At 63.5% G+C, this 21,705-nt stretch carries 18 protein-coding genes; 12 read left to right on the forward strand and 6 right to left on the reverse strand.

Annotated features, from left to right (window positions below; translation table 11 throughout):
* Nucleotide 1 precedes the first annotated feature (1 nt).
* Nucleotides 2-931, forward strand: coding sequence for a GTPase Era (gene era, locus CO664_RS16450; RefSeq protein ID WP_097539356.1), 930 nt, complete (start codon nucleotides 2-4; stop codon nucleotides 929-931).
* Between the two features lie 16 nt (nucleotides 932-947).
* Here era and CO664_RS16455 read toward each other — a convergent pair whose 3' ends face one another.
* Nucleotides 948-1,946, reverse strand: a complete 999-nt coding sequence (locus CO664_RS16455) for a glycerophosphodiester phosphodiesterase family protein (protein WP_097539357.1) — start codon at nucleotides 1,944-1,946, stop codon at nucleotides 948-950.
* 182 nt (nucleotides 1,947-2,128) lie between these two features.
* On the opposite strand from CO664_RS16455, the gene CO664_RS16460 reads away from it, so the two are divergent.
* The 4 genes from CO664_RS16460 (at nucleotide 2,129) to CO664_RS16475 (ending at nucleotide 7,811) form a co-directional block, all read left to right on the forward strand.
* A complete protein-coding gene (locus tag CO664_RS16460) occupies nucleotides 2,129-3,127 on the forward strand; it encodes a glutathione S-transferase family protein (RefSeq protein ID WP_097539358.1) in 999 nt (332 codons plus the stop codon).
* A gap of 364 nt (nucleotides 3,128-3,491) precedes the next feature.
* Nucleotides 3,492-4,748: a cyclopropane-fatty-acyl-phospholipid synthase family protein gene (locus CO664_RS16465; protein WP_097526569.1), complete on the forward strand. Its 1,257-nt coding sequence runs from the start codon at nucleotides 3,492-3,494 to the stop codon at nucleotides 4,746-4,748.
* Nucleotides 4,749-5,034: 286 nt separating this feature from the next.
* Nucleotides 5,035-7,335: a Tex family protein gene (locus CO664_RS16470; protein ID WP_097539359.1), complete on the forward strand. Its 2,301-nt coding sequence runs from the start codon at nucleotides 5,035-5,037 to the stop codon at nucleotides 7,333-7,335.
* A 161-nt stretch (nucleotides 7,336-7,496) separates the two neighbouring features.
* Nucleotides 7,497-7,811 carry a hypothetical protein gene (locus CO664_RS16475; protein WP_097539360.1) on the forward strand — a complete coding sequence of 105 codons (315 nt, stop codon included), beginning with the start codon at nucleotides 7,497-7,499 and terminating at the stop codon, nucleotides 7,809-7,811.
* A 165-nt stretch (nucleotides 7,812-7,976) separates the two neighbouring features.
* Here CO664_RS16475 and rkpK read toward each other — a convergent pair whose 3' ends face one another.
* The 3 genes from rkpK to CO664_RS16490 form a co-directional block, all read right to left on the reverse strand.
* Entirely contained in the window at nucleotides 7,977-9,290 is a 1,314-nt protein-coding gene (gene rkpK, locus CO664_RS16480; RefSeq protein WP_037413704.1) for a UDP-glucose 6-dehydrogenase, read from the reverse strand.
* Nucleotides 9,291-9,421: 131 nt separating this feature from the next.
* On the reverse strand, nucleotides 9,422-10,447 hold the full coding sequence (locus CO664_RS16485; protein WP_097539361.1) for an NAD-dependent epimerase: 1,026 nt from the start codon (nucleotides 10,445-10,447) through the stop codon (nucleotides 9,422-9,424).
* Between the two features lie 71 nt (nucleotides 10,448-10,518).
* Nucleotides 10,519-10,851, reverse strand: a complete 333-nt coding sequence (locus CO664_RS16490) for a metalloregulator ArsR/SmtB family transcription factor (RefSeq protein WP_037413707.1) — start codon at nucleotides 10,849-10,851, stop codon at nucleotides 10,519-10,521.
* A gap of 51 nt (nucleotides 10,852-10,902) precedes the next feature.
* On the opposite strand from CO664_RS16490, the gene CO664_RS16495 reads away from it, so the two are divergent.
* Nucleotides 10,903-11,385 (forward strand): SRPBCC domain-containing protein, encoded by a 483-nt coding sequence (locus CO664_RS16495; RefSeq protein WP_097526536.1) that lies wholly within the window; start codon nucleotides 10,903-10,905, stop codon nucleotides 11,383-11,385.
* An 11-nt stretch (nucleotides 11,386-11,396) separates the two neighbouring features.
* Entirely contained in the window at nucleotides 11,397-11,759 is a 363-nt protein-coding gene (locus CO664_RS16500) for a glyoxalase/bleomycin resistance/dioxygenase family protein (RefSeq protein ID WP_037413715.1), read from the forward strand.
* A gap of 4 nt (nucleotides 11,760-11,763) precedes the next feature.
* On the opposite strand, the gene CO664_RS16505 is transcribed toward CO664_RS16500, so the two are convergent.
* Complete coding sequence (locus tag CO664_RS16505; RefSeq protein ID WP_037413720.1) at nucleotides 11,764-12,501, reverse strand: L,D-transpeptidase; 738 nt, start codon at nucleotides 12,499-12,501, stop codon at nucleotides 11,764-11,766.
* A gap of 213 nt (nucleotides 12,502-12,714) precedes the next feature.
* Here CO664_RS16505 and recO point away from each other — a divergent pair, with 213 nt between their 5' ends.
* Nucleotides 12,715-13,461 (forward strand): DNA repair protein RecO, encoded by a 747-nt coding sequence (gene recO / locus CO664_RS16510; protein WP_176536609.1) that lies wholly within the window; start codon nucleotides 12,715-12,717, stop codon nucleotides 13,459-13,461.
* 156 nt (nucleotides 13,462-13,617) lie between these two features.
* On the opposite strand, the gene CO664_RS16515 is transcribed toward recO, so the two are convergent.
* Nucleotides 13,618-15,618 carry a PhoX family phosphatase gene (locus CO664_RS16515; RefSeq protein WP_097539363.1) on the reverse strand — a complete coding sequence of 667 codons (2,001 nt, stop codon included), beginning with the start codon at nucleotides 15,616-15,618 and terminating at the stop codon, nucleotides 13,618-13,620.
* A gap of 245 nt (nucleotides 15,619-15,863) precedes the next feature.
* Here CO664_RS16515 and CO664_RS16520 point away from each other — a divergent pair, with 245 nt between their 5' ends.
* From CO664_RS16520 to CO664_RS16535, 4 genes are all read left to right on the forward strand, one after another.
* On the forward strand, nucleotides 15,864-18,683 hold the full coding sequence (locus tag CO664_RS16520; protein ID WP_097539364.1) for a DUF2339 domain-containing protein: 2,820 nt from the start codon (nucleotides 15,864-15,866) through the stop codon (nucleotides 18,681-18,683).
* Nucleotides 18,680-19,336, forward strand: a complete 657-nt coding sequence (locus CO664_RS16525; protein WP_097539365.1) for an HD domain-containing protein — start codon at nucleotides 18,680-18,682, stop codon at nucleotides 19,334-19,336. Before CO664_RS16520 ends, CO664_RS16525 begins: the two co-directional genes overlap by 4 nt.
* A gap of 81 nt (nucleotides 19,337-19,417) precedes the next feature.
* On the forward strand, nucleotides 19,418-20,269 hold the full coding sequence (locus CO664_RS16530; protein ID WP_097539366.1) for an MOSC domain-containing protein: 852 nt from the start codon (nucleotides 19,418-19,420) through the stop codon (nucleotides 20,267-20,269).
* Nucleotides 20,270-20,381: 112 nt separating this feature from the next.
* Complete coding sequence (locus CO664_RS16535) at nucleotides 20,382-21,614, forward strand: MFS transporter (protein WP_037413732.1); 1,233 nt, start codon at nucleotides 20,382-20,384, stop codon at nucleotides 21,612-21,614.
* Nucleotides 21,615-21,705: the final 91 nt, after the last annotated feature.

Below are 21,705 nucleotides of genomic sequence, written 5' to 3' on the forward strand. Positions count from 1 at the left end.
TATGACGGACAAGCAACAGGACACGGGCGCCGGCAGCACGGCGACCCGCTCGGGCTTCGTGGCGCTGATCGGCGCGACGAATGCAGGAAAGTCGACCTTGGTGAACCATCTGGTCGGCGCGAAGGTATCGATCGTCAGCCACAAGGTGCAGACGACGCGAGCGATCATCCGCGGCATTGCCATCCATGACAGGACTCAGATCGTCTTCATGGACACACCCGGCATCTTCAAACCGCGCCGCCGGCTGGATCGGGCCATGGTGACGACGGCCTGGGGCGGCGCCAAGGATGCCGACCTGATCATGCTGCTGATCGACAGCGAGCGCGGGCTGAAGGGCGACGCCGAAACGATCCTCGAGGGCCTGAAGGACGTTCCCCAAGCGAAGATCCTGGTCCTTAACAAGATCGACCGGGTTCGCCCGGAGGACCTCTTGAAGCTTGCGGCCGCCGCTAACGAAGTCGTTCCCTTCGAGCGTACCTTCATGATTTCCGCGCTGACCGGCTCCGGCTGCGGCGACCTTATGGACTACCTTGCGGTCGCATTGCCGGAGGGGCCATGGTACTATCCGGAGGACCAGATCTCCGATCTGCCGATGCGCCAGCTCGCGGCCGAGATCACCCGCGAGAAGCTGTTCCTCCGCCTCCATCAGGAACTCCCTTACGCGTCCCACGTCGAGACGGAGAAATGGGAAGAGCGCAAGGACGGCTCGGTGCGCATCGAACAGGTGATCTATGTCGAGCGCGACAGTCAGAAGAAGATCGCGCTCGGCAAGGGCGGGGAGGCGATCAAGGCGATCTCGACCGCGGCCCGCAAGGAAATTTCCGAGATCCTGGAACAGCCCGTGCACCTCTTTCTGTTCGTCAAGGTGCGCGAGAACTGGGGCGACGATCCGGAGCGTTTCCGCGAGATGGGACTCGATTTTCCGCGATAAGCGCTCAACGTAGTGGCTATTTTTGGTCATTCGAGGCGGCGAGCCTCTTGTTCAGAAGCGGTCCGATCGTCTCGGCCCGATTGGTCCAGACGTAGCCGGAAAAATTCTCCGGAACGAGGGCGAGCTGTTCGGCGCTGTCGATTCCGGATGTGAAGTCGCCGCGGTGATGGGGCCCGAGCAGGATGATCTCGCTTCCGGCGGCCTGCATTCGGGCAGCAAACCGGTAAGGCCAGCCCCACAGAAAAGGCGCGTAGTTGGCGGGTACGACGATCAGCGTATCGCGGCAGGCCTCCGGCACGATCCCGGTCCAGCCATAGGCGGCATAGCGGCCAAGGCAGGCCATGGTGGATTGCCGGTCGTAGCCCCTCAGCCCGCCGACCAGCCGCAGGGTCTCCTGCGTCGGCGCTCTGCCTCCGTAAACCCCGAAAATCAATTTGCGCCACTCCGGGTGAAACCGCAGCATGACGGCAAGGGTCGCACCTTCCTCGCGCCGCTCGCTCTTGAAGTTGATCAGGAACCGGCCGTGGGGCAGGGCGGTGAAAACTTCCCCCAGCGTCGGCATCTGGCCTTCTCCCTGGCCGCGGAAGGGAAAGGTCTTCCCGCCGTCCGCCGTGTAGCCGTAACCGATATCGAGCGTCTTCAGCTTGGACATCGGCGTCTCTTCCGTAACGCCCGCTCCATTTGTGCGGCAGTCGAGCGTCCAATCGTGGAAGACGGCGAACTGGCGGTCGGGAGTCAGGTGGACATCCAGTTCGATCACCTCGGCGCCGCTGTCGAGTGCTGCGCGCATGGAGGCGATCGTGTTCTCGAGATAGGCATGGCGCGGCGGTTCGATACGCTCAGCCGTGCAGGTGTCGTTGCCCACCTCGTCCAGACTGAAGACCTGATGAATGCCGCGATGGGCGAGGACCTTCGCGGCTCCGGCCGGCGGTGCCACCAGATAGGATGTGTTGAGGAGCCAGATGATGGCGACGATGATGACCGCGACGACGGCGATGACGGCGAGTTTCCTCATCGTGAATCCTCCTCTCGTACCGCGCTCTGCTCGGCACAGCGGCGCTCCTGCACTTGCGCTGCCACGCTCCCCGTTATGCGGATTGCGAACAAACCGTCACCTCCGCGCGTGATTGACCGGCAGCAGGCCCTATGGGAGGTAGGCTCCCGAACCGCCCAATGCAATGCCGCAGGAGAACTTAGGTGCCGCAGCTCGTCCAGGGAAAATGGGTCAAGAATGATGTCGCCGCAAGCGAGATGAAGGACGGCGCGTTCCATCGCGAGCCGACCCGCTTCCGCTATTGGATCACCACTGACGGACGATCCGGGCCGGACGGCCAGCCGTCATTCGCCGCGGAAGCGGGGCGCTACCGGCTGTTTGTCTCCTATCTCTGTCCATGGGCATCCCGGACGATCGCGATGCGCAACCTCAAGGGACTTCAGGAGATCGTCGGGCTTACGGCCGCAAATCCCGTGCTCGGCGAGGACGGGTGGATCTATGACGAACCTGTGGATGCGGGCACCCGCGTGGGGCGCGTCCGCTATCATCACCAGCTTTATACGGCGAGCGACCCGGGCTATTCCGGGAAGGTCTCCGTCCCCGTGCTCTGGGACATGCAGGAAGGCCGGATCGTCAACAACGAGTCGGCCGATATCCTTCGCATTCTGAACTCGGCCTTCGACCGCTTGACCGGCAACCGCCTCGATCTCTACCCCGCGGCGCTCCGCACCGCCATCGATCGCTGGAACGAGCCGATCTACGCGTGTGTCAACAACGGCGTCTACCGGGCCGGATTTGCCAAGACTCAGGCCGCCTATGACGAGGCCGTCGTAAGCCTATTCGGCATGCTCAATGAACTCGAGCGACATCTCGACGTGAACCGATATCTCGCCGGTGAATATCTGACCGAGGCGGACATTCGCCTCTTCGTAACCCTCGTCCGTTTCGACGTCGCCTATCACGGCGCCTTCAAATGCAATATCCGCCGGATCGAGGATTATCCCTGCCTCTCCAACTACCTGCGCGAGCTCTATCAGTGGCCGGGAATCCGTGAAACGGTCCGGATCGACGATATAAAGCGCGGATATTACGGTATCCAGCACATCAATCCCGCCGGGATCGTGCCGGCGGGCCCGGCGATCGACTTCGATCGCCCGCATGATCGATCCCGTCTTGCCGGCCTCGGGGTTTTCGGCACGTAGCGGGTTGCTCGCCGGCGATGCGCTCCGGCAGGCGTTATATTTTTCTCCCGATGTACTAAGGAAGCAAAGCCTTGAGGGGCCACAGCACAACCCCATTGATTAACCGCCGAACGCCGCTAAGTTAATGTAAGTTCTGATGGATAGGAGCCTCAAGAGGCTGGCCTGACGACATCCCGGTTGCAGCCCCGTGCTTTTGCACGGCGCCAGCCCGCCGGAGGCCGTGAGGCTTGCCCGAGCCGGTTCTCGCTGCTTCCGGACTCAATCGGCGCCGTCCCGGCGCGCACACCTTCCGGAGGCCAACCGAACCGCCCGCTCCATGCGGAAGAACGGATATGCCCGTATAGGTCTGGCGCTGAGGTTGGAAATGAATGCAGCATTGTTGAAGTTGCTTCGCCGTCTTGTCCAGAAGGGAACTCTGACGGTCATTTTTTCATCGGGAAAGAAAGTTGTTCTTGGGGATGGCACGGGGAAGCCCGCGGCCATGCATATAACGGACGCTGAGGCGGAAAAGGCCATATTGTACGACCCCGGCCTAAAATTCGGCGAAATGTACATGGACGGCCGTGTTGTCATCGAAGAGGGCGATATCTTCGACGTCCTGTCGATCATCAAGAGCAACGGTGTGGAAAAAGCGGCGACCTTCCTCAATTCCATCGTCGCCCTCGGGCACGTATTTCGTCAGCAGCTAAAAAGCCGGCTGCCGGTCAACCGCAACCGCTACAATGTCGCCCATCACTACGATCTCGACGGCAAGCTATTCAACCTCTTCCTCGACGAGGACTGGCAATATTCCTGCGCCTATTTCCATCCGCCGGGCATTTCGCTCGACGAGGCGCAGCGCGCGAAGAAGCGCCATATAGCCGCGAAGCTGCTGCTCGAACCGGGCCAGCGGGTGCTGGAGGTCGGTTCCGGCTGGGGCGGCTTGGCTATGTACCTCGCCGAAGCGACGGGCGTCGAAGTCACCGGCATCACGCTCAGCGAGGAGCAACTGAAGGTCTCGCGCGAACGCGCCGCCAGACGCGGGCTGTCCGATCGCGTGCGGTTCGAATTGCAGGACTACCGTACCCTGCAGGGGCGGCAATTCGACCGGATCGTCTCCGTCGGCATGTTCGAACATGTGGGCATCGGCAACTACGGCAATTTCTTCCGCAAGATGAAGGAATTGCTGAAATCCGACGGCGTCATGCTGCTTCATTCGATCGGCCAGGTCTACAAGCCCTGGGCGACCAATCCCTGGATCGAAAAGTATATCTTCCCCGGCGGCTACATCCCGGCGCTTTCCGAGGTCCTGCCGCCGGTCGAGAGCACGCGCCTGCTTGTCAAGGACATCGAGATCCTGCCGATGCACTATGCCTGGACGCTCCGCGCCTGGCGCGAGCGCTTCGTTGCGCGGCGCGAGGAAGCGGTGAAGCTCTATGACGAGCGCTTCTTCCGGATGTGGGAGTTCTATCTCGCCGCCTCCGAAACCGCCTTCCTCTACGACAAGCACTTCATCTTCCAGCTTCAGCTCTCGCCGTCGCTGGGGGCCGTGCCGGTCTCGCGCGATTACATCGAAGCGAAGGAGCGCGAATTGCTGGAGTTCGAGAAAACCCGCTCGCGGCTGGAGCTCGTCGCGGTGTAGCGGGGCGCGCGGTGTTTTTCTGCCCCTCATCCGGCCTGCCGGCCACCTTCTCCCCGCAGGCGGGGAGAAGGGACGCGCGGCGCCGTCTTAGACTTCCCTGTCCCCGCGGGCGGGGAGAGGGGTAGTCCTCGGGTTAAACACGAGGAGGGGGCATTCCGCTTCGCCTGCTGGATGTTCGGCGCTGCCATCTTCTGTGGAGTGCGAACGAGCGCTCAACCGCCCTCACTTGGCCTTCATGGTCTGCGTCAGTATGGTCCGGCTTGGAAACAGCAGACGGAACGCAGACATGACCGCAAAACCCATCGCCGCCATCATCGCAAGCGAGATCAAGGCGACTGCCGCCCAGGTTGGCGCCGCCGTCGAACTCCTCGATGCCGGGGCGACGGTGCCCTTCATCGCCCGCTACCGCAAGGAGGTTACCGGCGGTCTCGACGACACCCAATTGCGCACGCTCGCGGAACGGCTCACCTATCTGCGGGAGCTCGAAGCGCGCCGGTCGTCCATTCTCGAGTCGATCCGTGGCCAGGGCAAGCTCACCGACGAGCTGGAAGGCAAGATCGCCGCCGCCGTAACCAAAGCGGAACTCGAAGACATCTACCTGCCCTACAAGCCGAAACGGCGGACCAAGGCGGAGATTGCCCGGGAGCGCGGCCTCGGGCCGCTCGCCGAGGCGATCCTTGCCGATCGCTCGATCGCGCCGGCCGACCGGGCGGGGGCCTTCCTTTCCGCCGAAGTGCCGGACGTGAAGGCGGCGCTCGACGGGGCCCGCGACATTATCGCCGAAGGCATGACCGAGAACGCCGACCTGCTGGGCCGCTTGCGCAATCACATGCGCGAGGCGGCGTTCCTGCGGGCGAAGGTCGTCGAGGGCAAGCAGGAGGCGGGGGCGAAGTTCTCCGATTATTTCGATCACTCGGAACGCTGGGCAACGGCACCCGGCCACCGCGCGCTGGCGATGCTGCGCGGCTGGAACGAAGAAGTCCTTTCGGTCGACATCGTCGTCGACCAGGAGGCCGCATCTCCGCAAAAGCCGGTCGAGCGCATGATCGCTGCCGCCTATGAGGTCGGCGGGCACCTGCCCGGGGACAAATGGCTGCTGGAGGTGATCGGCTGGACCTGGCGCGTCAAGCTGTCTCTTTCTCTGTCGCTGGACCTCATGCGCGAACTGCGCGAACGCGCCGAGGAGGAAGCGATCCGCGTCTTCGCGCGCAATCTCAAGGACCTGTTGCTTGCGGCACCGGCCGGCTCGCGGCCGACCATGGGTCTCGATCCCGGCATCCGGACCGGCGTCAAGGTCGCGGTCGTCGATGGCACCGGCAAGCTGCTCGATACGACGACAGTCTACCCGTTCCCTCCGAAGAACGACATTCGCGGCACGCAGGCCGAACTCGCGGCGCTCGTCCGCAAACACAAGGTCGAACTGATTGCCATCGGCAACGGCACCGGCAGCCGCGAAACGGAGAAGCTCGTCGCCGATATGCTCGCCCAGATGCCGGCGCCGAAGCCCACCAAGGTGATCGTTTCCGAGGCGGGCGCCTCCGTCTATTCCGCTTCGGAGACGGCGGCGGCGGAATTTCCCAACCTTGACGTTTCGCTGCGCGGGGCCGTGTCGATCGCCCGCCGGCTGCAGGACCCGCTCGCCGAACTGGTCAAGATCGAACCGAAATCGATCGGCGTTGGCCAGTATCAGCACGACGTCGACCAGTCGCACCTCAGCCGTTCTTTGGACGCCGTCGTCGAGGATGCGGTGAACGCCGTCGGTGTCGATCTCAACACCGCATCGGCACCCTTGCTGGCGCGCGTTTCCGGCCTGGGCAAGTCGTCGGCCGAAGCGATCGTGGCGCATCGCGATGCGATGGGCGCCTTCGCAAATCGGCAGCAACTCCTCGAGGTGCCGCGTCTCGGTGCCCGCACCTTCGAGCAATGCGCCGGCTTCCTGCGGATTACCAACGGTTCCGAGCCGCTCGACGCCTCGGCCGTGCACCCGGAGGCCTATGGCGTGGCCAAGAAGATCGTCGCAGCCTGCGGCCGGGACGTGCGCTCGCTGATGGGTGACAGTGCGGCGCTGAAGAAACTCGATCCGCGCAGCTTCGTCGACGAACGATTCGGTCTGCCGACGGTGAAGGACATTCTGTCCGAACTGGAGAAGCCGGGCCGCGATCCGCGCCCGAGCTTCAAGACGGCGACCTTCGCCGAGGGGGTCGACGACATCAAGGATTTGAAGGTCGGCATGCAGCTCGAAGGGACGGTGACCAATGTCGCGGCCTTCGGCGCCTTCGTCGACATCGGCGTGCACCAGGACGGGCTCGTCCACGTCTCGCAGCTTGCCGATCGCTTCGTCAAGGACCCGCATGAGGTGGTGAAGGCCGGCGACGTGGTGCGGGTTCGCGTCACTGAAATCGATGTGGCGCGCAAACGCATCGGGCTCAGCATGCGCAAGGACGGCGGCGCCGAAACCGGACGGGAGGCGAAGGGGCCGTCATCGAGCGCCATCAACCGCAATTCGGCTGCGCGGCCGCAGAAATCGCAGGTACCTGCTCAGGGCGCCTTCGGCGCGGCGCTGATGGAGGCGATGAAGAAAAAATAGCCCTGCGTGGAACGGCGCGGCATCAAGGATCGTTACGTGCTCATCGGCGGTGACGCGATGTTCTTCGTGGCTGATGCCGACCATAGGAATGCCGGACTTCGGCGGAACAGGTCAGCGGAAAAACCCTCTTCCGCCGGGAATCCCGGCGAAGGAGGTGCATCGTGGCATGCAATGCAATCCGCGTCTTTCCGCAAGCCGTCCTCTTGGCGGCGGCGTTAACCGTATATCCCCAGATAGCAGGCGCGCAGGGCGTCGTGAATTGCGCCGAACGCGCGCAGGTGATTGAGTTCCTCGCCAAGCAATATTCCGAGAAGCAGGCCGCATTCGGAATGGTCAATCAGCAGGCAGTAATGGAACTCTACGCCGCCGACAACGGCACGTGGACCCTGGTCATAACCGACGTGTCAGGCCGAAGCTGCGTGATCTTGGCCGGCAAGAGCTGGGAGACGATTATTCCCGTTGGTCCGAAGGCCTAGGAGCCAGATAACTTTCAGCGGCCGACCTTGTTTCCGCCATCCGTGATGGCGCGCGCGCCAACACGCGAAATCCCAATCCCGAACCACCTTTTCAGAACCGGACCGCAAGAGCGGGAGCAGGAGATGCATATCTTTCTCCCGCCCCCGTTTCAGTCTCTTCGCCGATCAGTCCGGCCGGCCGACGCTGGCATAGGTGAAGCCGTGCCGGGCGATCTCGTCCTTGCGGTAGATGTTGCGCAGATCGACGAGCAGCGGCGTGCTCATCGTCCGTTTCAGCCGCTTGAAGTCAAGCGCCCGGAACTCGTTCCACTCGGTGACGATCACTAGGGCATCCGCTTCCGCCGCCGCATCATAGGGGTCGCTCGCATAGTCCAGACCCTCGATGACCTTGCGCGCGTTGTCCATACCCTCCGGATCGTAGCCCGTGACCTGGGCGCCCGCATCCTGCAGCGTCTGGACGATGGCGATCGCCGGGCTGTCGCGCATGTCGTCGGTGTTCGGCTTGAAGGTCAGGCCGAGCACGGCGATCTTGCGGCCGCGCACGTCGCCGCCGACCGCAGTGATCACCTTGCGTCCCATGGCCCGCTTGCGGTTGTCGTTGATCGCGACGGTGGTTTCGACCAGCCGTACCGGACTGTCGTGGTCCTGTGCGGTCTTGACGAGCGCCAGGGTGTCCTTGGGGAAGCACGAGCCGCCGTAGCCGGGGCCGGCGTGCAGGAACTTGGCGCCGATCCGTCCGTCGAGCCCGATGCCGCGGGCGACGTCCTGGACATTGGCGCCCACCTTTTCGCAAAGGTCGGCCATCTCGTTGATGAAGGTGATCTTCATCGCCAGGAAGGCGTTGCCGGCATATTTGATCAGTTCCGAGGTGCGGCGCGAGGTGAAGACCAGCGGTGCCTGGTTCAGATACAGCGGGCGATAGACTTCGGTCATCACGTCGCGGGCGCGCTGGTCGTCATCCGCAAGGCCGATGACGATTCGGTCGGGCCGCTTGAAATCATCGATCGCCGCGCCCTCACGCAGGAACTCCGGATTGGACACGACGGCAAAGTCCGCCTCCGGATTGGTTTCGCGGATAATGCGTTCGACTTCGTCGCCGGTGCCGACGGGGACGGTCGACTTGGTGACGACGACGGTAAAGCCATTGAGATTGGCAGCGATCTCGCGTGCGGCGGCATGGACATAGGAGAGGTCCGCGTGGCCGTCGCCGCGGCGCGACGGCGTGCCGACGGCGATGAAGATGACGTCGCTGCCGGAAACGGCGGGCGCGAGGTCGGTGGTGAAGTGCAGGCGCCCTGCAGCGACGTTGCTGGCGACCAGATGGTCGAGCCCCGGCTCGAAGATCGGGATCTCGCCCTTCTTAAGCGCCGCGATCTTGCTCTCGTCCTTGTCGAGGCAGACGACGTCGTGGCCGAAATCCGCGAAACAAACGCCGGAAACGAGGCCGACATAGCCGGCGCCAATCATCGTAATCTTCATCCGCTCTTCCTTTGTTGTTGAGTCCTTATCGAGCCTTGGGAGCTACGCATCCATTGATAGGCAAATAGGACCGTTTTTCGACCTGAAAATGACAGGGGCGTTTTCCAAGGCGACGAATCGCTCGGTTGTCCTCAGGCGTGGGCCGCTGCAGGGCGATAATATTGCTCATACCACTCGACGAAACGAGCGACGCCTTCCTCGACGTCGATGGTCGGCTTGAAGCCGGTCAGCGCCTCGAGCAGATCCGGTGAGGCGTAGGTCCGCGGCACGTCGCCCATCTGCATCGGCAGCATGTTGCGCATAGCCGGCCTGCCGACGGCCTTCTCGACAGTCTCGACGAAGGTCAACAGCTCCACCGGCTGGCCGCCGCCGACATTGACGACGCGAAACGGCGCCTGTCGGGAAAGCGTATCCTGCGCCAGTTCCGGGCCGACGCGATTGGCTTCGCAGGGCGCCACGTGGGAAAGCCGCAGGATGCCTTCGACCAGGTCGTCGATATAGGTGAAGTCACGGCTCATCCGGCCCTCTCCATAGATATCGATCGGCCGGCCGTTAAGGATGGCATCGACGAATTTGAAGAGCGCCATATCGGGCCTGCCCCAGGGACCATAGACGGTGAAGAACCGGAAGGCGGTGGTCGGCACCTTATAGAGATGGGCGTAGCTGTGAGCCATCACCTCCATCGATTTCTTCGTCGCCGCATAGAGCGTCATCGGCTCGTCGGTCCGATCGGCCTCGGCAAAGGGTATCTTCTCATTGGCGCCGTAGATCGACGAGGTCGATGCCAGCATCAAATGCTTCGGGCCGATCGCCCTGGCAAGCTCGAGCACGTTCCAGGACCCGAGAAGGTTGGCGTCCACATAGGCCTTCGGATTTTCAAGGCTGTAGCGAACGCCCGCCTGCGCGGCGAGATGGATGATGACCTCCGGTTCCGCAAGCTCTGCGGCGCGGTCGAGCGCGGAGCGGTCCTCGAGCATCGCGGTCACGGCCTTGAAGCCGTTGGAGCGCTCCAGGATGGCGTGACGGCGCTCCTTGAGCGTCACGTCGTAATAGGGCGTCATGCCGTCGAAGCCGACAACGAAATGCCCATCGTCGATCAGCCGCTTGGCGACATGAAAGCCGATGAAGCCCGCGGTGCCGGTAATGAGGTAACGCACGGAAATGCCCCCGGTCTTCTTGAACTCGATCGTTCATACGAAGAAAGCCGGGCAATGGAAAGACGAAACCGTCACTCCGGCTCACCGTCGAGTTGCTGCTGCAGGGCCGTGAGCACGGACATCGCATGGCCGGAATACTGGCTGATCCAGCGGTCGTGAATGGCTCGGATTGGCAGGGCATTCAAATGGTTCCATCGTTCCCGCCCTTCGCGCCTGGTCAGAACGAGATTTGCCTCCTCCAGCACTTTCAGGTGCTGCATCACGGTGCAGCGGTCGAGATCGGAAAATCGCTCGCACAGCATGCCTGTCGTGCGGGGCGCCTCCTTCAGCGCATCGAGAATCTGACGGCGCCGGCCATTGGCCAGGGCCTTGAAAACCGCGTCGTCCTTCGAATCAATTGACATGTTATATTTTTATAACATATTATGCCCGAAGACAATCGAGAGGAGGTCGTCATGGCTTTCGAATTTCGTGTGAACGGGCGCATTGCCCGTCCCGTCGAGGAGGTCTTCGACGCGGTCGTCAATCCCGACAAGCTCAGCCGCTATTTCGTGACGCTCGGCGGCGTCAGCGGTCCGCTGGTCGCCGGCGCCACGGTGACCTGGTGGGGCGAAGTCCCGGTCGAGGTGGAGGTGGTCGAGCCCCATGAACGGATCGTCTTCCGCTGGGGCGCAATGGTTGCGAAGGAAGAGTCCCCATACCAGACGCGAGTCGAAATGCGATTCCAGCCGCTCGAGGACGGAGCCACCATGGTGACCATTGCCGAAAGCGGCTGGCGCGAAAACCAGCAGGGGCAGAAGAGCTCGTATCTTAACTGCGAGGGATGGTCGCAGATGCTCGCCTGCATGAAGGCCTGGGTCGAGTACGGCATCAACCTCCGAGAGGGCTATTATGTCAGCGAGCTCTCCGGCAAGCCGGCGCTCGAGCCGCAGGTGTAGGGGATCGCGTGATGTCAGTGGAGATGAAGGGCGGCATCAACATCGCTATGAAGGTGCCGAGCCATGAATACGAGGCCGTGCTGGCCTTCTACCGGGACGTCGTCGGTCTGCCGCCATTCGACGAGAAACTGCCGGCCAAGGGCTTCATACTCGGGCCGAATCGGCTTTGGATCGACGAGATGCCGCATTTGAGCCAGGCTGAAGTCTGGCTGGAACTGTTCACCGACGATCACGTAGCGGCCTTGAGCCATCTCGTCGCGAACGGCGCGGTGCGCTGCGATGCGGTCGAGGATCTGGGCGAGGCCTTTCGCGGCGGCTGGGTGATGAACCCGGCCAATATCGTCCATCTCGTGCGCGAGCCGGACGCCTGGTAGCGTCTCAGAATGCCAGCGGTGCCTCTTCGGCGGGCGTCTGCATGGGAGGAGCATCGACCGGCGGCATGGCCGGTTCCATCGGCGACTGCGCCTGGATCACCACCACTCGGGTGCCTTCCTGCACGCGGTTATAGAGATCGATGATGTCCGGGTTGAACATCCGGATACAGCCGCTCGAAACGGCGTTGCCGATCGACCAGGCCTCGGTCGTGCCATGAATCCGGAACAGCGTGTCCTTGCCATCCTGATAGAGATAGAGCGCTCGTGGCCCAAGCGGATTGGTCGGGCCCGGATCCATGCCGTCGGCAAGCGGGCCATAGCGTTCCGGCTCGCGGGCGACCATGTCCGAGGTCGGTATCCAGCGGGGCCATTGGGCCTTGCGGCCGATGCGCGCCTCGCCGGCAAATTCCAGCCCCGCCTTGCCGACGCCGATCCCGTAGCGCAGCGCCATGCCGCCGCCCTGCACGAGATAGAGGTATCGGTCCGGCGTGTCGATGACGATCGTGCCCGGCGGCTCGTGGGTGACGTAGGGCACCTGCTGCCGCAGGAAGCGCGGATCGACCTTGCTTATGTCGGTGGCAGGCAAGGGGAACGCCTCGTCCGGCTGCGGTCCGTACATCGCCGTGAAATAGGGATCCGGTCCCCGCGGCCGGGGCGGCTGCGCGGTACTCGTCGCACAGCCCGCCAGCGCGGCCAGAACAAGGAGGAGCGTGAGAGGCTGGACGAGGCGGGAAACACACATACTCCAAACACTCCTGGTGGTTGTCCGTGGGGACGGCAGCCGCTTCGTACAGGAAGGCTGGCCGCGATTCGGCTGGACAATGATAGAATTGTAGTGCGGCGAACAGGTCCCGGAAAGGGCGACGGTCGCTGGTCTGGGTGGCCCAGGGGCGCGGCCCGATTTACGCGCTATCTTCGCTTGATCCGCTTTCCGCAGCGGGTGTATGCCTTTTCCATGCAATGGAGCGATCAGGCCATCATTCTCGGCATCCGGCGGCACGGCGAAAGCTCTGTTATCGCCGAGGTCATGACGTCCGCGCATGGGCGGCATCTTGGGCTCGTGCGCTCCGGCCGCTCGCGAACGATGCAGCCGGTGCTGCAGCCGGGCAATTCGGTGGAAGTCACCTGGCGAGCCAGGCTCGACGAACATCTCGGCGAGTTCCGCATCGAGCCGTTCGAACTGCGCGCCGCCAGACTGATGGAGGCGGCGACCTCGGTCTACGGCATCCAGGCGCTTGGCGCCCTGCTGCGGCTGCTGCCGGAGCGCGATCCGCATCCCCATCTTTACGAGGCGCTCGCCGTGATCGTCGACCACCTCGAGGACCCGGCCGACGCCGGCGAATTGTTCGTGCGCTTTGAACTGGCGGTCCTGAACGATCTCGGCTTCGGCCTCGATCTTTCCGAATGTGCTGCGACCGGCGCCCGGGCCGAACTTGTCTACGTGTCGCCGAAAACGGGTCGCGCCGTCAGCCGTGCGGCCGGCGCACCCTATGCGGAGCGCATGCTTGCGCTTCCGGATTTCCTCTCGGGAGGGGACAGCGCGGCCGATTACGACAGCCTCGCCGCGGCCTTTCGCCTGACGGCCTATTTCCTCAATCGCCACGTCTATGAACCGCGCGGCGTCGACGTTTCCTCGGCGCGAGACGGTTTCGTCCATGCGACACTGAAGGCGCTGAAGCCGGTCCCGCCCCCGGCAGCATGAGATGCGAAACAGGTGCCGCACCTTCAATGCGGCACCCGAACCGGCAATTCGGCCTTAGAGCGCGTCGCTTTGGACGGAGCCGTGCAACGCGCTTCAGGTCTTTGCTCTATGCATGTCGTTGTCCCGAAGCCGCTGAGGACTTTCGGGCGGCATGCATCAGGCGATCTTGCCGCCGCCCTGCTTGGTCACGGCGACCACTGCCGGGCGCACCGGCATGTCGTCGCGGAAGTCGGGCCAGCGCGTTGCCGGCTTCTCGTAAGTGGCAAGGCCGGCATCGCCCGGGTGCTGAACGGCGAGGAAGAAGGTGTCGCTCGTCGGGTTGAAGCTTGGGCCGCACATTTCCGCGCCGACCGGAACCCGGAAGAACAGCTTCGATGTGCCGCGTCCTTCGCCTTCGGTTTCGATCGCCCAGACGCCATCGGTGCGGCCCGTCTCTTTCTCGTTATTGCCGTCGGTCGATACCCACAGGCGGCCATCCGAGTCGATCGCGCAATTGTCCGGCATGCCGAACCAGCCGTTCTTCGTCGTCGCCGTCGAGAAGGAAGCACCGACTTCCGCAACGCTCGGGTCGCCGCATTTCAGCAGGATGTCCCATTTGGATTTCGTCGAAGCGAAATCGCCATCCGTTTCGGAGATCTCGACAATGTGGCCGAAGGCGTTCTTGGCGCGCGGATTGGCAGCGTCCGCCTCTTCCTCCTTGCGCTTGGTGTTGTTAGTCAGCATGACATAGACCTTGCCGGTCTTCGCGTTGGGCTGGATGTCTTCCGGCCGGTCCATCTTGGTGGCGCCGAGCGCATCGGCGGCAAGCCGGGTGTTGATCAGGACGTCGGCCTGCGAGGCAAAGCCGTTCTCGGTCGTCAGCGGGCCCTCGCCATGGATGATCGGCACCCAGGTGACCGTGCCGTCCTCGTCGAATTTCGCCACGTAGAGCGTGCCTTCGTCGAAGAGGTCCATGTTGGCGGCGCGGTCGTTCGGATTGTATGTGCCCTTCGTCACGAACTTGTAGACATAGTCGTAACGCTCGTCGTCGCCGCTATAGAGTACGACGCGGCCATCCTTGTTGACGATCGATTCGCAGCCCTCATGCTTGAAACGGCCGACGGCGGTGCGCTTCTTCGGCACCGAGGTCGGGTCGAGCGGATCGACCTCGACGACCCAGCCGAAGCGGTTGGCCTCGTTCGGATCCTTCGATACGTCGAAGCGCTCGTAGAACTTCGACCACTCATATTGGCTGCCGGGCGCGCCGAGACGCTTCAGCTGCTTGAATTCCGGATGATCCTCGGCGAGCTCGCCGCCGAAATAGCCGTTGAAGTTTTCCTCGGCCATCATATAGGTGCCCCAGGCGGTGACGCCGCCGGCGCAATTGTTGATGGTGCCGAAGACTTTCCTGCCGGTCGGGTCGGCTACGGTCTTGACGCGGTCATGGCCGGCCACCGGACCGGAGAGCTGCATTTCGGTATTTGCCGTGATGCGGCGGTTGTACTTGCCGTCGAGAACCGGCTGCCACTTGCCGTCAACCTTGCGGATCTCGACGACCGTGCCGCCATGGGCGGCCATTTCGATGTCGACCAGTTCCTTGGTGTATTCGCCGAGAACGACCTTGTCCTCTTCCTTGCCGTCCTCCGTCACCTTTTCGACGCGGGCGAAGTTCGGGAACATGATCTCGGCGTTGGTGTATTCATGGTTGACGACCAGCAGGCCATGGTCTGGGCTCCCGTCCAGCGGGATGAAGCCGACATAGTCGTTGTTGTAGCCGAACTGGCGGCCCTGCGCTTCGGCGGTCTGCTTGAGCGGATCGAATTCGGGGCTGTCAGCGAAGATCTTGTCGCCCCAACGCAACAGGATGTCGGCGTCGTAGCCTTCAGCGACGTGATGCTTCTCGTCGACGCCGGCCTCGATCTCCTTGAAGTCGAAGCGGGACGCGCTCTCGGCGCGAGCTTCATCGGCCGAAAGCAGCGCAAGCGGGCTGACCGTCGTCGAAATGGCGGCAACCGCAAGGGATCCGCCAAGGAACGACCGACGCGAGAAGCGACGGTTGATGATGTCGCCCATGGTCGGGTTAGTGGAACAGTTCTGGCCGATATCTTCCAGCTCCTCCCTCTGTTCCGTCAGCGTCTTGAATTCGGTTTCTTCCGTCGAGCCGAGATGCTTGTCCATGGTCACTCCCCATTTGAACGATCGAAGCGCCGCCTGTGGTCGGCGTCCATCCTCGCTCTATCAGCTAGCCCATGACAGTTCTGCGACAGTTCGATGAAGAGCTTGCTGCTCTTCTCCCCCGAAAGACATTTACCGCAAAGAACCTCCGGTTGCGAGGAAGGGCAAGTTCAAGCGGGATGTCTCCGCTGGCATTCCGCGATAACTTGTGCGAATCGTTCACGAGTCGTCGTGGTGTCGGGGGACCCATGCTTGAGCTTATCGCCTTGGTTGCCTTTGTCCTGGCGCTTGCCGCCTTTCTCGGCGGCCGCAGGACCGCAGACCGACTGGACGCCGAAATCGAGAGCCTGAAGGCGGAGATCGCCCGACTCGCGACGCAGGCCCCTGAAGAGGTCGTGTCCGATCCTGCGGCATCTGCGCCAACAGAGGGCGAGGCAGCGACTGTGCCAGAGGTCGGCGTAGAGGCGGTGCAGGGGCCGTGGTCGCAGGCGCGCGAGGGGGCGCAGATTTTCGGCAGTGCCCCGGCGGGCGCCGAGATAGGCAGCGAGTCTCCCGTTGTAGCGACTGCCGAACCCGCAGCCGCGCGGTCTGCGGAGAGCCTCGAGAGCCGTATCGGCGGACGCTGGCCTGTCTGGGTCGGCGGACTTGCGCTGGCGCTCGGCGGCTTTTTCCTGGTGCAGTACTCGATCGAGGCCGGGCTTTTGAGCCCGACGGTCCGGCTCACGCTCGCTGCGGTCTTCGGCCTTGTGCTCGGGGCCGCCGGTGAAGTGATCCGGCGCCGGGCGGTGCCGACGATTTCCGACCGGTTCCGCAATGCGATGATTCCCGGCGTGCTGACCGCAGCCGGCGCCGTTACGCTGTTCGGCGTCGTCTATGCGGCGCATGGCATCTACGGCTACATTGGGACGGCGCCGGCCTTCGCGCTGCTGGCGCTGATTTCGCTGGCGACAGTCGGTCTCTCGCTGCTGCATGGCCAGGCGCTTGCCGGTCTTGGTCTGCTTGCGTCGTTGCTGACCCCTCTCTTCGTCTCCAGCGGCGAGCCGCGGCCGTGGGTGCTGTTCGCGTTTCTCTCGGTCGCCTGGCTCGCGACGCTTGCCGCCTCGCGCCTGCGCCGCTGGACGATCGTGCCGACGCTCGCAAATGCCGGCCTCGGCCTTTGGGGACTGGCCTATATCGCGTTGGCCGCGCCTTTCGAGGCCCCGCCGGTCGCCGCCGCGCTCTTGGTGATGGTCGTCGGCGTCGGTTTGATCTGGCCCGGCGGCGTCGAGCGCGCGAGCGGTGCAACGGCGGAAACAATCGCATCGCCAGCCGCGGCTCGGGGCCCTTGGGAGACGCTCTTCACGCCGCCCCATGCGGCGATCTCGCTGTCGGCGGCAATCGTGGCGGCACTCCTTGCGCTTCTCTTTATCAGCCCGGCGGTCGAGGCGGCGCGATTCCCGATCGCCGAATTCGTCGTCGTCACCGCGGGTCTCGCCGGCGTCGGCGCCCTGCGGGCCACTGCGGCCTATCCGGCGTTGCTCGCGTCTCTTGCTGCCGTCGTCGGGACGTGGACGCTGACCGCACTCAGCGGCGTCCTTGCCTATCTCGACCCGACATTGGCGTCGCCGGAGATCGTCGTTCCGGGGCGGGCTGCCATGCTGACGGCGATGGTGCTCGCGGCGCTCTTCCTGCTGCTCGCCTCGGCGGTGCTTTCGCGCCTCGCGGAGCATCGGCAATTTGCCATTCTTTGGGCCGGCATCGCTGCCGTCGTGCCCGGCACTCTCATCGGAATGTCGTTCCTTATGACCGGCAATTTCGCATTCGACCTGCCGCATGGGCTTTCCGCCTTTGCGGGCGGCCTGTTCCTCCTCGGCCTCGTCGAATGGCTCTCCCGCCGCAACGCCGAGGGACGCGAACTCGATCTCGCAATCGGGCTGCTCGCCTTGGGTTCCCTCGGACTCTTCGTCATCGGCCTGCATGCGTGGACGGACGGGCTGGTGACGACGCTTGCAATCGCGTTCCTCGGCGCCGGCTACACCTTTGCGACGCGTCTCCGCACCTGGCCGGTCCTGCCCTGGGTGACCGTTGCCGCCGCCATCGTCGTACTGGCGCGGATCGCCTGGGAGCCGACCATCGTCGGCCCCGGCAGCCTTGGAACGACGCCGGTCTTCAATGCACTCCTGCCGGGCTACGGCATTCCGGCACTGCTGCTCGTCGGCTGCGCCTATTTCCTGCGCGCTTCCGCGGATTTGCGCCTGCGCAACCTTTTGCAGGCGCTCGCGAGTCTCTTCGTGCTGCTGACGCTCGCGATCCTGGTGCGCCATGCGATGAATGGCGGCGTTCTCGACAGCTCCGTTCCGAGCCTTGGCGAGCAGGCGATCTACACGCTGCTTGCGATCGGCGCTTCCGGCATCTTCATGACGCTCGACGGCAGATCGCCAAGCCCGGTGTTCCGCTACGGCGGGATGGTACTCGGCGTGCTCTCGATGCTGTCGGTGCTCTCGGCGCATCTCGTCGGGCTTAACCCCTATTTCAGCGGCGAGCTGCTCGGCAGAATCCCGTTCTTCGACCTCCTCTTCATCGGCTATCTGCTGCCCGCCATCGGCTATGCCGGCCTTGCCTGGTATGCCCGCGACCGGCGTCCGCAGCCCTATGTGGTGGCGCTTGCCGTCAGCGGCGCCGTGCTTGCCTTCGCCTGGGCCACCTTGAGCGTGCGCCGCTTCTGGCAGGGCGAAAGCGTGGCCGACTGGAAAGGCTTCCTGCAGGGAGAGACCTACACCTATTCGGTGGTCTGGCTGGTGCTTGGCGTTCTGCTGCTCGTTGTCGGCTCACGCTTCAACACGAAGAGCATCCGCATCGCCTCGGCCGTGCTGGTCTTCATTGCCGTGCTCAAGGTCTTTCTCGTCGACATGTCGAATCTCGAGGGCTTCCTGCGGGCACTCTCCTTCATCGGCCTCGGCGGCGTGCTGATCGGCATCGGGCTCTTCTACCAAAGGATACTTTCCAGCAGCGGCAACGGTGCGGCTGATCCCCCGGCCGCAGTTTCGACTGCGACCGACAATATGGGCGAGGGGGCAAGCAGGGCATGACGCGCCTCGCCGCCTTGGCTGCCGCCTTCGCGCCGCACGAGGAGCTTGCCGGCGAGCTCCTGCCGCATGCCTTCTCCAGCGACGATGGGTCCCACGACGCCGCGCACCTCATCCGCGTCTGGAAGAATGCGGCCCGCATACAGGCGGAGGAGGGCGGCGACAGCCGGCAACTCGCGGCCGCCGTCCTGCTGCACGATTGCGTCGCCGTCGAGAAGAACTCACCTTTGCGGGCTGGCGCATCGCGGCTCGCCGCCGAAAAGGCATGGCAAATTCTCGACGGCCTCGGCTGGCGCACGCTGGAAATCTCGGCCGTTGCCCATGCCATTCTGACCCACAGCTTCTCGGCCGATATCGCGCCCGAGACGCTCGAGGCGAAAATCCTGCAGGATGCCGATCGGCTTGACGCGATCGGCATGGTCGGCGCCGCCCGCTGCTTCTACATCGCCGGCCGCATGGGAAGCGGCCTCTACGATCCACTCGATCCCCTCGCAGAGGACAGACCGCTCGACGATAAGGCCTTTGCAATCGACCATTTCGAGACGAAACTCTTCCGCCTCGCAGACGGTTTCCAGACTTCGGCGGGGCGTCGCTATGCCCTGGAGCGGCAAAGCCGGCTTCGCAGCGTGCTTGCCATGCTGCTCGATGAAATTTAGACCGATTTTCAGTAAGTTGCGGCCGCGCGATGAATCAGCTCGCGAACCGCCTGAATCGATCTCTGAACTTGGAAAGACGCGATGAAAGTCACCGGTCTCAATATCCATCCCCTGAAAAGCGGTCGCGCCGTGCCGCAGACGGCGGTAACGGTCAATCTCGACGGGCTGGCGGGCGACCGACGGTTCATGCTGGTCGAGCCCGATGGCCATTTCATCACCCAACGCGAATTGCAGGTGCTTGCCCAGGTCGACGCGACGCATATCGAAGGCGGCTTGCACATGAAGATGAACGGCAACCAACTGTCCGTGCGCTTCGATCCGGATAGCCGGCTCGATGTCCGCGTCTGGTCGAGCGACGTGAATGCAGCCGTTGCCGGTGATGACGTGAACGAAACGCTGTCGGCCTGGTTCGGCCGACCGGTGAAGCTCGTGCATATGGACGAAGAGGCCGAACGCTTCGTCGGCGCCGAATGGGCCGGCACTGCCGCGCCGGTCGGCTTTGCCGACGGCTTTCCGGTGCTGATCACCACGACCGGGTCGCTCGCAGACCTCAATCGCACGCTCGTCGAGAAGGGGCAGGAGCCGGTCGGCATGGAGCGCTTTCGCACGAACATCCTCATCGATTGCGACGATCCCTGGGCCGAGGACCTGTGGGAGACCCTGGAGATAGCCGGCATTGCTTTCGATCTCGTCAAGCCTTGCGCTCGATGCATCGTGACCACCCAGGACCAGACGACCGGCGAACGCATCGGCGGCAACCCGATTCAAGGGCTGGCGGAAAAGCGCATGTCCGCTGACCGCCGGGTGCCGGGGGTGCTCTTCGGCTGGAATGCCGTGCCAAGGGGCGAGGGAACTATCAGGATCGGCGACGAGGCGAGCATCGTGCGACGGCGTACGGAGCGCTGGCCGATGAAACTTCGCGGCACCGGTTGAGCTGAAGCCAGGCGGTCCGCTATCAATTCCTGTGATTGTCCCGTCAATTAATTTGGCTTTGCGCGGATTGGGGAGCGACATAGGATGGCCCCTCAAAAAATCGGAGCTTTCCATGTCTGCTGCCACCCCAGCCGCTACGCGTTCAACCGACCACCTGCCTTGGCTGATCATTGCCGCCGGCTCCATCATCGCGATGCTGACCTTCGGTCCGCGCTCGGCCATGGGCTTCTTCCAATTGCCGATGCTCGCCGACACCGGCTGGGACCGGACGACCTTCGGTCTCGCCATGGCGATCCAGAACCTCTGCTGGGGTCTCGGCCAGCCGTTTTTCGGGGCGCTGGCCGACAAGTTCGGCACCTGGCGCATGCTGGCGCTCTCGGGACTGCTCTATTCCAGCGGCCTTTTCATCATGGCCTTCGCCAGCGCGCCGATCTGGCTGCATGTCGGCGGCGGCGTGCTGGTCGGTCTCGGCGTCGCTTCCGGTTCCTTCGGTATCGTGCTGTCGGCCTTTGCGCGCAACGTCGCGCCCCATCATCGTTCCTTCGTCTTCGGCATCGGCACGGCGGCGGGTTCGGCCGGCATGTTTCTCTTCGCGCCGCTGAGCCAGGGGCTGATCTCCGCCTATGGCTGGTCCGACAGTCTCGTCTATCTCGGCTTCCTGATGCTGCTGGTACCGCTCTTCGCCATTCCGTTGCGCGGCAATGCCTCGTCCGGGCGACACGCCGAAGCGCTTTCCAAACAGACCGTCGGCGAGGCCTTGAAGGAAGCCTTCGGGCACAGGAGCTACCTGCTGCTCGTCTCCGGCTTCTTCGTCTGCGGATATCAGGTCGCCTTCATCACCGCGCATTTCCCGGCCTATCTCGGCGACATCGGCATCGATGCGCGCTATGCGGTGATCGCCCTCGCTTTGATCGGTTTCTTCAATATCATCGGTTCGCTGTCGGCCGGTTTCATCAGCCAGCGCTATTCGAAGCCCTACTTCCTGGTGTGGATCTACCTTGGGCGCTCCGTCGCCGTTGCTGCCTTCCTGCTTTTGCCTCAGTCACCGACATCGGTCGTCATCTTCTCGGTAGTCATGGGCCTGCTGTGGCTGTCGACGGTCCCGCCGACCAACGCGCTCGTGGCGATCATGTTCGGCACGCGCCACCTTGGCCTGTTGGGCGGCGTGGTCTTCCTCTCGCACCAGATCGGCTCATTCCTCGGCGTCTGGATGGGCGGCTATCTCTACGACCGCTTCGGGTCCTATGATCCGGTCTGGTGGCTTGGTGTCGCACTCGGCGTCTTCGCGGCCATCGTTCATTGGCCGATCGAGGAGAGGGGCGTCGCCCGTCCAGCCATGGCTTGAATATGAATGTCGCGCCCGAGATGTCTCGGGCGCGACATTCATGCCTTGAAATCTGTCACAAAACTTTCTAAATCAGTCGCCGCGGCTCAGC

Origin of the sequence: Sinorhizobium sp. NG07B (assembly GCF_002532005.1) — a bacterium.
In the GTDB taxonomy this organism is placed as follows: domain Bacteria; phylum Pseudomonadota; class Alphaproteobacteria; order Rhizobiales; family Rhizobiaceae; genus Sinorhizobium; species Sinorhizobium fredii_C.

Bases quoted from the DNA above. Each gene is read 5' to 3' on its own strand.
- era (WP_097539356.1), top strand. From the start codon at position 2: ATGACGGACAAGCAACAGGACACGGGCGCCGGCAGCACGGCGACCCGC.
- CO664_RS16455 (WP_097539357.1), bottom strand. From the start codon at position 1,946: ATGAGGAAACTCGCCGTCATCGCCGTCGTCGCGGTCATCATCGTCGCC.
- CO664_RS16465 (WP_097526569.1), top strand. From the start codon at position 3,492: ATGAATGCAGCATTGTTGAAGTTGCTTCGCCGTCTTGTCCAGAAGGGA.
- CO664_RS16470 (WP_097539359.1), top strand. From the start codon at position 5,035: ATGACCGCAAAACCCATCGCCGCCATCATCGCAAGCGAGATCAAGGCG.
- rkpK (WP_037413704.1), bottom strand. From the start codon at position 9,290: ATGAAGATTACGATGATTGGCGCCGGCTATGTCGGCCTCGTTTCCGGC.
- CO664_RS16490 (WP_037413707.1), bottom strand. From the start codon at position 10,851: ATGTCAATTGATTCGAAGGACGACGCGGTTTTCAAGGCCCTGGCCAAT.
- CO664_RS16495 (WP_097526536.1), top strand. From the start codon at position 10,903: ATGGCTTTCGAATTTCGTGTGAACGGGCGCATTGCCCGTCCCGTCGAG.
- CO664_RS16500 (WP_037413715.1), top strand. From the start codon at position 11,397: ATGTCAGTGGAGATGAAGGGCGGCATCAACATCGCTATGAAGGTGCCG.
- CO664_RS16505 (WP_037413720.1), bottom strand. From the start codon at position 12,501: ATGTGTGTTTCCCGCCTCGTCCAGCCTCTCACGCTCCTCCTTGTTCTG.
- recO (WP_176536609.1), top strand. From the start codon at position 12,715: ATGCAATGGAGCGATCAGGCCATCATTCTCGGCATCCGGCGGCACGGC.
- CO664_RS16515 (WP_097539363.1), bottom strand. From the start codon at position 15,618: ATGGACAAGCATCTCGGCTCGACGGAAGAAACCGAATTCAAGACGCTG.
- CO664_RS16520 (WP_097539364.1), top strand. From the start codon at position 15,864: ATGCTTGAGCTTATCGCCTTGGTTGCCTTTGTCCTGGCGCTTGCCGCC.
- CO664_RS16525 (WP_097539365.1), top strand. From the start codon at position 18,680: ATGACGCGCCTCGCCGCCTTGGCTGCCGCCTTCGCGCCGCACGAGGAG.
- CO664_RS16530 (WP_097539366.1), top strand. From the start codon at position 19,418: ATGAAAGTCACCGGTCTCAATATCCATCCCCTGAAAAGCGGTCGCGCC.
- CO664_RS16535 (WP_037413732.1), top strand. From the start codon at position 20,382: ATGTCTGCTGCCACCCCAGCCGCTACGCGTTCAACCGACCACCTGCCT.